General features: G+C 44.3%; 9 protein-coding genes. 2 read left to right on the top strand and 7 right to left on the bottom strand.

Annotation, left to right across the window (positions count from 1 at the left end):
- Positions 1–25 precede the first annotated feature (25 nt).
- Together AC4PM4_RS05675 and AC4PM4_RS05680 are read right to left on the bottom strand one after the other, a co-directional pair.
- Positions 26–1,552, bottom strand: coding sequence for a response regulator transcription factor (locus tag AC4PM4_RS05675; RefSeq protein ID WP_491612968.1), 1,527 nt, complete (start codon positions 1,550–1,552; stop codon positions 26–28).
- A gap of 281 nt (positions 1,553–1,833) precedes the next feature.
- Positions 1,834–2,187, bottom strand: a complete 354-nt coding sequence (locus AC4PM4_RS05680) for a VOC family protein (RefSeq protein ID WP_063563652.1) — start codon at positions 2,185–2,187, stop codon at positions 1,834–1,836.
- Between the two features lie 217 nt (positions 2,188–2,404).
- Between AC4PM4_RS05680 and AC4PM4_RS05685 the strand changes: the two genes are divergently transcribed.
- Positions 2,405–2,869, top strand: a complete 465-nt coding sequence (locus tag AC4PM4_RS05685) for a CBO0543 family protein (RefSeq protein WP_063563651.1) — start codon at positions 2,405–2,407, stop codon at positions 2,867–2,869.
- 24 nt (positions 2,870–2,893) lie between these two features.
- On the opposite strand, the gene AC4PM4_RS05690 is transcribed toward AC4PM4_RS05685, so the two are convergent.
- Together AC4PM4_RS05690 and AC4PM4_RS05695 are read right to left on the bottom strand one after the other, a co-directional pair.
- The gene (locus AC4PM4_RS05690) at positions 2,894–4,180 is read right to left on the bottom strand and encodes a cellulase-like family protein (protein ID WP_491613088.1); all 1,287 of its coding nucleotides are present in this window, start codon (positions 4,178–4,180) and stop codon (positions 2,894–2,896) included.
- A 97-nt stretch (positions 4,181–4,277) separates the two neighbouring features.
- Positions 4,278–7,673 (bottom strand): tetratricopeptide repeat protein, encoded by a 3,396-nt coding sequence (locus tag AC4PM4_RS05695; protein ID WP_491612970.1) that lies wholly within the window; start codon positions 7,671–7,673, stop codon positions 4,278–4,280.
- A gap of 127 nt (positions 7,674–7,800) precedes the next feature.
- Here AC4PM4_RS05695 and AC4PM4_RS05700 point away from each other — a divergent pair, with 127 nt between their 5' ends.
- Entirely contained in the window at positions 7,801–8,697 is an 897-nt protein-coding gene (locus tag AC4PM4_RS05700) for an AraC family transcriptional regulator (protein WP_079693775.1), read from the top strand.
- A 117-nt stretch (positions 8,698–8,814) separates the two neighbouring features.
- Here AC4PM4_RS05700 and AC4PM4_RS05705 read toward each other — a convergent pair whose 3' ends face one another.
- The 3 genes from AC4PM4_RS05705 to AC4PM4_RS05715 form a co-directional block, all read right to left on the bottom strand.
- Positions 8,815–10,044, bottom strand: coding sequence for a multidrug effflux MFS transporter (locus AC4PM4_RS05705; protein WP_063563647.1), 1,230 nt, complete (start codon positions 10,042–10,044; stop codon positions 8,815–8,817).
- Positions 10,045–10,376: 332 nt separating this feature from the next.
- The gene (locus AC4PM4_RS05710) at positions 10,377–10,790 is read right to left on the bottom strand and encodes a universal stress protein (RefSeq protein ID WP_491612972.1); all 414 of its coding nucleotides are present in this window, start codon (positions 10,788–10,790) and stop codon (positions 10,377–10,379) included.
- Between the two features lie 20 nt (positions 10,791–10,810).
- On the bottom strand, positions 10,811–12,046 hold the full coding sequence (locus tag AC4PM4_RS05715; RefSeq protein WP_491612973.1) for a CynX/NimT family MFS transporter: 1,236 nt from the start codon (positions 12,044–12,046) through the stop codon (positions 10,811–10,813).
- Between the last annotated feature and the right edge of the window lie 78 nt (positions 12,047–12,124).

Genomic DNA, 12,124 nt, shown 5'->3' on the forward strand with positions numbered 1-12,124 from the left:
CATTCATTAATTGTCGAGTCCCAATCTATGGTTGTTTTCGATACGCGGAGGGAGCCATCCCCGTCATTCGCTTGAACTGACTTACAAAATAGTCGGCATTAGGGTATCCTGAATGGACCGCAACTTCGGCTATGCTACAACAGCTCTGACGTAACAGTCTCTTCGCCTCCTCGATCCGTTTATCATTCAGATATTCCCGAAAAGACTTGCCAGTCTGCTGTCTGAAGGCTTGCCCCAGATAGTTGGCATTCATATGAAATTTCTGTGCAATCTCCTGGAGCTGCAGCTTCTCACGAAACTCATGGTTAACATATTGCACTACACGAAAAATCGTGCTGCATTCTTTTTCTTTCCGCTGCTCCTGCAGAGCTCTCAAAGCGTTGAGACTTAATATAAGTGCATAATCCCTAAATGCAGGAAAGGAATCAATGTCAGATAAATCGCCCAACATATGTTGTAACTGCAACACAAACCTGTCTACATTCCCATCCAGCTCCTTCATTTGCTTGAGAACTCCCATTTCAAGAGCAAGCAATTGTACCCGAACATATTCTATATCCGACACAGACAGCCCTGAATCTGGACTCGCAAGCAACTCGTGTACCTCTCTCTCCAACCCATTCTCTTCACCCGTTAAAATGGTTTTAAACAGGTTACTCAACGCTTTTTGATTTACAATCGCCATGTTACTATGCCGTGGCAAATCTTGATCGCGAATAATGCCGCTTCCTTTTTGATAACGCTTCCATTCCAAAGCAGATAACGCTTTTTCAAATGCTGACCGCATAGCGACTACTCCACCTGAGTGATATCCAAATGCCACAATAATTGATCCATGACCGGAGTAAATCTCAAACAAGGTTCTCCCTAGCCTCTCAAGCCAACTCAGAGAATCTTCAATTACAGCAGCAAACACACCCATTCTTCCTTCAGAATCCATAAAAAATTCGTAGTGATGAGCGCTAGCAAAACGCTGTACCTGTGACTTTATGTCTTCATTGCAAATATCCGTTTCAATTAAAAGACAGGCCATATTCTCATGACCCTCCATTTGCAATATACTTTCCACTTCGGCTTGCAGATCGCTGCTATCCTCCCCCTGAAACAGACGGTTGAACAAGCAATTTACATATAAAGTACGCTCATGTTGATGCAATTTCTCTGCGACAAGCTCGTTCTGAATTTTACGACTCATCTGTTCTAATACGTTTTCAATCTCAACCTCATCAATGGGTTTGAGTAAATAATCCTCCACACGCTGTTCCAGCGCTGTTTTCGCATAATCAAAGCTATCGTATCCGCTTAATATGACAAATCGCGGCGGTTTGGCTAGTTTTTGTATCGAGCGGTCAATCAGTTCAAGTCCGCTCACTGAAGGCATATGAATATCTGTAAACACCAGGTCTGGCCGAAGGTTCTCAATAATGGACCAAGCAGCGTTCCCGTTCTCAGCCTCTCCACAAATTTGAAAACCGTATTTGTTCCAATCTACCATTGTCCGCAGACCTTCCAGTACCCATGGCTCATCATCCACTAACAAAACATTCATCATTCTTGTTCCCCCCCGTTAATAGTGATGAATAATCTGCGTTTACCTTGGACAAAACATGGATCATTGTACTTTGGAAAATGTTTACCTATAGCTTTATGTACCACATTCGACGGTTATTCTGGTTCAATTCTGTCATTGTACACCTTGAATTTGCGACTATTAGTTAATCATAACATCCGAGCAAAGAATGCCAATACTTCAAACCAATATACAATAATTTTTAAAGAAAGTACTTTAATTTGAACAGTAACTCTGCTTGTATACACTCCCTGACAACTGATTTAATGTCTATGAGCAAGGATATTGATCAACTTACCAAATGGATCACGGACATAGAATCGACGAACTCCCCAAGGCTCATCCGTAAGTTCATATTCTATTGTATAACCCGCGCTTTTCATGCGTTCGTACACTACATCGACATCATCAACTTCAATCGAAAGGTCAGGTGTAGGTGTATTGGAGCCACCTTGTGTGGCGATACTTATTTGAACGTTCTCCTCTCCAAGTAATCCGTATGTTTCAATCCAACCATGATTCATCAATAAATCAAGTTCAAGCACATCCTGGTAAAAGCTTTTTGCTGCTGGAACGTTTTGTGTATTAATATTGGTGACAATTCGTTTCACCCTCATTTTCAGAACCTCGATTCAATTAGTATATTCCCCCAACGAGGAATCCTCGCCCTTATTTTACATTATCATCTAGTACCACGTTATTCAATCGACAAAAAGACCAACCAAGGGATTCTGGCTAGCCTGATAATACAAAAGTGGGATGCATCCCTTATGAAATTATAAATTTGGTTAATAATAAGAAATTATTCAGGTGAAAACCTATGGGAGTGATTCGATGCTGGGGAATGTCATTTTTGGTATGGTTATCCCCATCTTAATCGGTGGATGGATTCTACGTAGAAACGTCAACATCCTCTTAGCTTATTATCCGCTGGGAGTAGCCACCTCTTCTTGTTTAAACAGTGCGGGCTTCAATTTTTTCTGGAATATCCTTCCCAACACCCGTAACCAATCATATGCGGGGCTCCCTTTCGACTTAGGTATATACCCTATTGCTGGATGCCTCATGATATACATGATTCTTGAAAAAAATACGAAGTCGTGGCTAGCAATCTTAATAACTTCTTTTACATTAACGCTGATCGAATGGTTGGCTAAAGAAATGGGTAGAGTTCTTTATTTTAATGGCTGGAATATCTATTGGACTTTCTTTTCTTATTTTCTTCCTTTAGTCGTGGTGTACGGATATAGTAAAGTATTCACTCTGATGTACAACGTTTCTGATAAGAGGAGAACATAAAGTTGGTTCTTTCCAACATAACAATTATTGCGATGCAAGAATATATCGATTCCATTTCTGCTGCCAGGGGACATCGTCCCAGAAAGGATGATGCGGCGCACAGTTAGAGCATAGAGTCATTCCCCAGAAGCCAAGAGCCATTCCTTTGCGCAGCGCGTACTCTGCAATGAATTTCCCAACAGGCCCCTCTTCGAATCCCGCCAACAGCGGCGTATAACCAACATATCCTTCCCCAATAACGACCGGCAAGCCAGAATGAGCCGCCCATTCGTGGGCTTCCTCGAAGCGCATATCTGCCTTTTGCAGCATAGCCAGCTTATGTTTACTATAATTGTCGTATAAAAAAAGATCCCATTTATCCGGCTCCACCCAGTCATGCAGATAGAGCAGCCTTAACCCTACCGGATTACCTTCCATTCTCCATTCTTGGTCGCGCGGTAGCGTATACTCTTCAAATGGAGGCGCATCCTCCCGCAGGAGCGATTGGACGAATGAGCCGGGAAAAGGCGCCTGCTCATCATCAATTCCAGCCGCTTCGGTTAATTCATTCAATACCCCTTTGATATAGAGATGGAAATGTGCAACCTGTAAATTTCCCGCTACATAGGATTTGGGATATGCTTCATTTAGTGTATAGCTTGCTGTCATCAAAATATCCGGGTGGACACTTCTAAGATAACCTACGGCCTCTTCAATATAAGGCTGCATGGCTTCCACCAGTGCCGGTACATTGGACGGGGCAATGCCTCGAGCGGTTCCAATCTCGGTCAGTTGCCCGAACTCCACCTCATTATGCAGCTCCGCGTAGACGATCTGCTTGTCGTATCCTTCCGCTTTTATATACCGGATAAGCTGATCCATGGATCTCGCAATAGCCATAAACCGCTCCTCCGGAGCTATGGCAGCCAGTTCATGGCGCAACCCGGGAAATGCCAGGAAGCTGGGGCTCTGCTGATATTCCCAAGAAGACAGGATGATATAACAGCCATGGGCATTGGCCTGTCTGAACAACTCCAGTAAATGCGCATGTCCATCCAGCTCGGCGCCGCCCCGGCAGTTATACCAGCGTGTCCGCTGCCCGCTCTCTCCAAGGCTACCGAAGTGTAACGGACCCGGCCGCTTGCCTTCCGCCGTGAACAATAAAAAGGGCATCGCACAGATTCGGATCGTATTGTAGCCCCTCTCCACTGCTTCCTTAAATCTCGCCTCAAGGTCGCTATAGGGTTCTCCCGGTAAGGTCATGGTGTACCAGGAAAAATCCCACATCGTGATGGTCAGTTTGCGCGGCAACTCCCTACGCCCTACATCCATTATCATTACACCTTCCTTTTTGTTTGTAGCAATACAGGTTTATTCTCTATAATACAGCCAATGGACAATATCTCTACATCTCTTTGATGATGGAGCATTAAGGTTGAAATCCTTCGCCCAGTCGTTGGGAATACCGTCTATGAACCATTGCCCCTTGATGATTAGGCTCCATTTCCAGAGCCAACTCAAGTTCGGTTCCGGCCTCTTTGTCACGGCCAAGCCCCAGAAGTCCCAATCCCCTCATGTACCGGCAATGGATTACATTTCGCCGGTTCAGATCATCCTCAAATACTAGGAAATCCGGCAAGGATACCGCAAAATAATCCATTTTGATATCGTCAAAAATATGCTTTTCAGCATAATCAATCAGTTTATTAAAACGGCGCTTAGCTTCCTTCCCGTTACGGAGCTTTAACCAGGCCAACCCTTGGTAAAAAATCATTTCTGGCGGCTGATCGTTGTAGAACAACGCACTTGTCGGCTCGGCTAGACCCTGTGAAGCTATGGTATAACTAGCGATAGCTTCTGTTTCCCGCTGCAGACCTTCGTAAGCCATGCCTAGATAATAATAAATATTATTCTCCTGAGTTCCTTCCAACTTACCTTCTCCCAGATTCAACGGATAGACTAATGCTTGTTGTAAATGCTGAACTGCTGCTTCATAATGACCGTTTTGCAGCGCTTGTTTACCAAGCTCAGTATGAGCCAACTTATATTGCCCAGTCACTTTCCCTTCTCCACCTTCCCACGGATGGAAATTGCGCAGAGACAAGGCTGCGATTGCCTCTTGATAACGTTCAAGATTGTTTAGCAGGGATACGTATTCCACATACAGATCATCTCGCTTCTCGACCAGATCTCGCCGCTCTTCAAGGAACTGGAGGCGTTTGTCTGTTGACCACGCAAGCTTCTTACGCAGCTGATCCAGTTCAAAGAAAATACGACCATCATCCGGTGCATAAGCAAAGGCCTGTTCAAGCGAAGCTAGGGCCGCTTGCGGATTGTTCTGTTTGTTGTAATAGGCCAGCCCCAAGTTGCGGTGTACCGTCGGAAAATCATCCCGCAGTTCGCGGGATTTCTCCCAGCTCGCAATCGCCTCGATAGGTCGTTTTTTGTCATAATAAAAGTTTCCGAGGTAGTAATGAGCCTTGTCGTCCTTCGGGTTAGCATGAACTGCACTTACCAGCAGCTCAAGTTCAAACAACGTGTTCGGGAAACAATAGGTTGGATTGGCCAATTGTCCCTTACGACGTGCTTCTTGAGCATGTTCATGTTGTCCGATACGTTTATATAATTCAGCCAGTGCATAATGCAGCATCGGATAGACTGAATTTTCCGGGTCCACTATTCTTTTCCCTACTGCAATGGCTTCTTCATAGAAACCGCTGTCCATATAATCTGCGATGACATTCAGATAGTTGTGGGCGTCATCTCTCATCAATTGCTGTAATTCAGTCAGAATACCTTGTGCAGCATCCTTGTCTCCCATAGCTGTATGAGCCAAAGCCAACTCATTATAAGCTCCAAAATCCGCAATATCCAATTCAAGGGTTTCAAGCGCACAGGCCTTTGCATTATCAATCAGACCAAGCTTGCGCAGCAGTGCGGCTTTCAGATTACGTGCTTTGTAGTTTCGTGAATTGCGGATGAGTGAACGCTCAATCTGCTCCAGTGCCTCGGTGTACTGGCCTTTCACGCTGGAAATCTGAGCAAGAGAGAAGTACCCCGCATCCTGCCACGTTGCCGACCATACCGATTTGTGAAAAGCAGTAAACGCTTCATCCAAACGGCCTTGGCCACGAAGTGCTACCCCCAGCTGGTAGTAGGCCTCGCTGTCATATGGGTTCGGATTACGCCAGGTCAACCGCTCAATAGATTTACGGAAATACTGCTCGCTGTCTATGTATAATCCACGACGAAGTAGTAACGTTCCATAAGCTACATTTAACCGGATATCTCCGTTATCCCGCTTCAATCCTTGCAGATAGTACGCTTCAGGCTCAAACGTAGCATGCCGATATTGCTCCAGATGCTTGCCTGCCAGAAACAGTTCTTCGGTCGAACGCAGTTCTTCTGGTGCTGCCAGTGGTTTAGCAGCTTCAGGAATCTGTTCAATATCCGGACGTTTCGGTTGATAGGAAATCAGCACTCTGCCTTCCCTATTTCGAACCAAAAGCTTCAGATCATGCTCCTGCTCCCCGCTCTCCAGCGGAATAACCTTCTGATATACATCTACAGGGGACAATTCAACCGTTTCCTGCAAATACCGGGTTGCCGCCCCACTCAACTCCACAACGGCATGTTCGAGTTTAGATGTTGCATATACCTTGATCACTGCCTCTCCGGCTTCAGCATCAACTTCCAGATTGATGGCTGCTTCGATGGAGGCATTTTTTACGACACCGATGTTTTTGTAAGGCATGAAATACTGGGTAAAGGTCTTCTCCTCGTAGGGCTGTAGCCAAGTGAAGTCGGGCTGATTGTCTGTGTACACTCCAGTCATAAGTTCAATGTATGGGCCATCTTCATCCGTCAATTGACGGTCCCACGCCTGACCGAACTCCCCATTCCCCCAAGTCCATTGTTTCTTGCCGGGAGAAATATGATGATTCGCCACATGCAGCAATCCGGCCTCTACGCCGTGATCATATGCGCCGACGAAATTATAATCGGATTTATAAGCCATGTACGAAGTCGGAACCGGGATGTTCTTATACCGGGAAATATCAACGCCTTCCGAGTAATCCTGTTTGTAATAAGTTCCGGTAGCAATAGGAAAACGGGAGACATCCCTTTTGCCATGATCGAATACAGCCGTTACGTCTGGTGGAAACACGGATTGTGTATATTCATTAACTGCTACGGCCGGATTTGCCCACCACAGAAAGGTCTGTGGCTCAGGTGTCCGGTTGTATAATTGAGCCTGGATCTCCAAATAGGCTTTATCCGGATAGAGTTTGAAGGCTGCAGTGACTTTTGTACCGTACATCCGGTCAATCTCACTAACCCATACTGTAGCACTGCCATCGCCAGTTACTTCGTATTTGTATTCAACCGGACCAAATGTATTAGGACGGTGATGCTGCGGCCAGTTAAATTCAATTCCTCCGGAGATCCAAGGACCAGCAAGGCCCACCAGTGCAGGCTTAATGACGCGGTTATAATAAACAAAATCATAATTGTTCGTTTTATCAAGCGCACGATAGATTCTACCGCCGATTTCCGGCATGATCTCCATACGGATATATTGATTCTCCAGAATAACCAATTTGTAATTTTTATCATGCTTCACATCCGAGATACTCTCGATCACTGGATGCGGATACACACGACCGGTGCTTCCCTGATAGACTCTTTTCTCCAGAAACATCGGATTTGGGTCAGCTTCACCCGCCTCATATGTAGGTATCAACACGCTTGTCTCCCACACTTGTACCTGACTGGATCCGGTTGGATCCGCCTCCAGCTTGTGATCCACAGCCTCATGCTTCATGTTAGAACTGCCTCCCTTGTCTTGATAGTTATACTGTATATTCTGGCAAGGAAGGTTCCAATTGACGAAATGCGGGAAGTGATGGATTATATTCTTATTCGGATTATGAATTACGGGGGTAACTGGAATGAGTCCTGACCACATACGCAAGCGTGAAGGATTTGCAGAGGAGAAGCTATATGTACTTCCTGAATACTGGATGAAAGAACTGGAACAAGAAGAACTAACCTCTACCTTATTTATTACGGACATCGGCTATTTCCCCAACGCTCACTATCATTTCAGGGAGCGTCTGGAGGGCAGCCCCTCGCATATTTTCATCTTTTGCGAAGCGGGAGAAGGATGGGTTGAGTTGAATCATGGAGAGCGATTAATCATGCAGCAAGGAGATATGATGATAATCCCACCCGAAACTGCACATCGTTACGGGGCAATGCAGGAGAATCCATGGAGTATCTACTGGTTTCATTTCAAAGGCAGCCATTCGAATCGATTGGTGAAGATGTTTGGTTTATCTAACGCCACACTCGCTTTATCCCCAAGCGGCAAGGCCCGTTTAATGGAATGGTTCCTACCTACCTATGAAATGCTGGCCGAGCGGACATATGCCCTGACTACCCATGTACATGTGGCCCAAACTACTAGACAGTTGCTCTCCGGGATTGGCTTAAATGCCGTCAAATCGGCACAAGAGAAGAAACGTGAAACTTATCTGGAACAGGCCATTCAATACATGAATGTACATATGAGTGGCTCTATTTCTCTTACGGAGTTGGCTAATCATGTCGGGGTGTCGAAACAGCATCTGATCTTTCTGTTTAAATCTGAAACGGGCGTCGCTCCGATCGAATATTTTCTACAGCTCAAAATTCAGCGGGCAGGTCATCTTCTGGATCTTACCGAATTGAGTATTAAGGAAGTCAGCTATGCAGTGGGCATTAGTGATCCCTATTATTTCTCCAGGCTCTTCAAGAAGATATCGGGATTCTCCCCTTCCAGCTACCGGAAGATCCCGAAAGGCTAACCTTTCAAAAGTTCTTTGCCGTCTTTCCTTCATTACCATAATAAAAAACCGTTGAGTCTTTAAATTAAAGATCAACGGTATTTTATATCTAATAGGATCAATCCCTCATATTCTCAATTAAAAGTTAGCATCAGACTGAGCATGCTGAGGTGTGTGATGCGATATTTTTTTAACGAGTAGGAAGTACGTAAGAATCGCAACGAGACTGGTCATTAATAAAGTGAGTCCAAGTGGGACGGCAGTGTCTTCACCTGCGATACCAACCAGAGGAGCAACCAGCGCGCCTAAAAGGAAAGGAACAACTCCGAGTAGCGCTGCTGCACTTCCAGCCATCTTGGCTTGGCTCTCCATCGCAAGCGGAAATGCTGCAGTAGACGTAATACCTATGGAGCAAACAAAGAAGAACAATGGAATGACCAATGCGAACAGCGGGCCATGAACTATGGTTACCACCAAAGCTGCAACGCTTGCCGCTAGAGCAAGCCACAGTCCAGATAATAGAAGAGTCTGCTCAGGTATACGTTGTGCTAACCGACCCACAATTTGGGAACCGATGATCAAGCTGATCCCGTTCGAAGCAAACAATATAGCAAATACAGTTGGTGTGACTCCATAAATATTTTGGTAAATAAATGGTGTTCCTGCTACATATGCAAATACCCCAGCCGTCATGATTCCCTGTGCAAGCATATAGCCGACAAACTTGCGGTCACGTAGTAGCGTTCTGTAATTGCCCAACTGTTGTTTGAAGTTGGGAGCCATACGTCGTTCAGGTGGGTTAGACTCCTTCAAGCCCCACTTTGTCATTATTAATAAGAAAACGCCCAAAAATGAGAGTGAGATAAACACTCCAATCCATGTCGTGAATGAAAGAATGCCACTTCCAGCGATCGGTGCTGCCAAAGGCCCTAAATTCCCTACAAGCAACAGCAAAGAGAAGAATTTAGTGAGTTCATGTCCACTGTACAGGTCTCTAGCTATCGCGCGAGAAATAACAATTCCTGCTGAAGCCGCAAACCCTTGAGTGAACCGAAACAAAATCAATAGTCCGATATTAGGAGCAAAAGCGCACGCCAAGGAGCAAATAATATAGGCTGCCATGGAGATTAACAACGGTTTACGTCTACCGTGAGCATCACTCAAAGGACCCATAACGAGCTGCCCCACACCTAGACCTAATAAACAAGCAGTAAGACTAAACTGAACAAGTGATGCACTTGTATTGAAATTCTTTGCAATCTCAGGAAAAGCCGGTAAATACATATCAATAGTAAATGGGCCTAATGTTGAAAACAAACCCAGCAACAAAGCCAGGCCAAATACATTCCAATTATTACTCTTTATCATTGTTGATTAAATCTCCAATTCATTACGTAATTTAGTTTATTTAAATCGTCATTACAATCCATTTAGCGTTACCTATCCCCCGTTCACACCCCACATCTATGATCCTAACAAATTGTAACTGCCCTACTCCAGAAAAGCCACTTATTTTTCTTTCCTATTCGGAGTATAAGACATAGAGTTAACTGTAAGTCAATAGTTCGTTTAAAAGCAATCATAAAACCCCCTACTAGAGCAAATTATAGTTTTGCTTTAGTAGGGGGTTTTAGACTATTCATGCAACTCGTGTTCCGCATTAGTATATCAATGCATCAGTCTTGCAGTTTCCTAAGGATTTAGTGCACAATGAGCACTGGGCATTTCGATAACTGTGAAACCTTGTGGCTAACACTTCCAAGCATCATTTCTTTTATGCCACTTAGCCCCCGGCTACCAATAATAATAAGTTGCTGCTCAGTATCCTTAGCATATTTTAATATTTCATGTGCAGGATCTCCCTTAAGATGAACTGTTTCTGAGTTAATCCCCGCAGATTTTAATTTGGATTTGGCGTGTTGCAACTGTTCCAGACTCGCTTTCTTCATTTCGTTCAATATTTCTTCCAAGAAATTCTCTGGTAAATAGGTCATACCACTCGATACATATTCCTGGCTAACATTAACCAAGGTAACTTGGCTTTGTTTGTCTCGGGCTATTTCAACGGTTGCATTGAGAAGTTTGTTCGTTATTCCAGCTTGATCAATTGCCACAATAATTTTGTCAAACATAGTTATCGTCCTTTCCGTGGCAGCTCGTAACGACTTTCGCTACCTACAAAACGGTTTCTTGCTGCTCCCATTCCGGCTAACAAAAGTAAGACCGAAGCGCCCAGCAGAATGAAAAGTGGCATATCCCAACTATTTGTCGCATCATGCAGATATCCAATAAGGGCAGGACCAATTGCGGCAAGAAGATATCCGATCGATTGCGCCATGCCAGACAATTCCGCTGCTTGATGCGCATTTTCAGTGCGTAACCCAAAAAACATCATGGATAAACTAAAGGCGAAACCTACACCAATTCCCAGTATTATGATCCACAATAATATAATATTGGAGCTTCCGTAAAGAAGCCCGAGTGTTCCCGTCAAAAGCAAAATGGTTGTGATAACCACTAACAAACGTTGGCTAGACATGCGCCCAGCAATAACAGGGACAATAAATGTAAATGGAAGCAGTGCTAACTGCATTATCGAGAGGTACCAACCAGATTGGGTTGAATCAATTCCTTGCTGCTTTAAAATTTCAGGTAACCATGCGATCAACACATAGAAAACCATGGACTGTATACCCATAAATAAGGTTACCTGCCATGCAAGAGGGGACCGCCAAACATTCACATCGTTGCTGGCCCTCTGCTGACTGGTCGTGACTGTTTGCTTCGATTGATTTCTTAATTGGGGTAACCAACAGAGAATGGCTACAAAACTTAGAATCCCCCATATTCCTAATGCTCCCTGCCATCTTAGACCTGCGTTCACAGCTAGCGGTACACTGATTCCTGATGCAATGGCTCCACATAAACACATTGAAACGGAGTAAAGACCTGTCATAGAGCCAATTTTGTTGGGGAAATCCCTTTTGATTATACTTGGCAATAATACATTACATATGGCAATTGCAAATCCTAGAATTACTGTTCCAATATACAGATTAGCTGCACCAGATAAAGAACGTATTACAATGCCAATTGTCAAAAAGATTAGGGCAAGCAAAATGATACGTTCAACCCCATACTTTCGGCCTAATTTCGGTACTAGAGGCGATAATAAAGCAAAGGCTAGCAAAGGTAAAGTCGTTATCAAGCCCGCTAATGTATTTGAAATATGAACGTCATCCCTTATTAGACTCACTAAAGGACCGACTGATGTTAAGGGAGTACGTAAATTAGCAGCAATAAAAATAATGCCGAGAATGATAAACCCTATAGAGGAAGGTAGGGCTTTTGTATTTTGATTGTTCAGCATTCTTCAATTCTCCTTCCTGAAATCACAGGTATTATTTGTTCCCTGTTGATTGTAAAAATGGTGCAATAATTATCCGCG

The sequence above is a fragment of the Paenibacillus sp. MDV22-iso6 genome (assembly GCF_058408365.1).

Coding starts and splice junctions, on each gene's coding strand:
- AC4PM4_RS05690 (WP_491613088.1), bottom strand. CDS start 4,180: ATGGATGTAGGGCGTAGGGAGTTGCCGCGCAAACTGACCATCACGATG.
- AC4PM4_RS05715 (WP_491612973.1), bottom strand. CDS start 12,046: ATGCTGAACAATCAAAATACAAAAGCCCTACCTTCCTCTATAGGGTTT.
- AC4PM4_RS05685 (WP_063563651.1), top strand. CDS start 2,405: ATGCTGGGGAATGTCATTTTTGGTATGGTTATCCCCATCTTAATCGGT.
- AC4PM4_RS05695 (WP_491612970.1), bottom strand. CDS start 7,673: ATGAAGCATGAGGCTGTGGATCACAAGCTGGAGGCGGATCCAACCGGA.
- AC4PM4_RS05705 (WP_063563647.1), bottom strand. CDS start 10,044: ATGATAAAGAGTAATAATTGGAATGTATTTGGCCTGGCTTTGTTGCTG.
- AC4PM4_RS05675 (WP_491612968.1), bottom strand. CDS start 1,552: ATGATGAATGTTTTGTTAGTGGATGATGAGCCATGGGTACTGGAAGGT.
- AC4PM4_RS05680 (WP_063563652.1), bottom strand. CDS start 2,187: ATGAGGGTGAAACGAATTGTCACCAATATTAATACACAAAACGTTCCA.
- AC4PM4_RS05700 (WP_079693775.1), top strand. CDS start 7,801: ATGAGTCCTGACCACATACGCAAGCGTGAAGGATTTGCAGAGGAGAAG.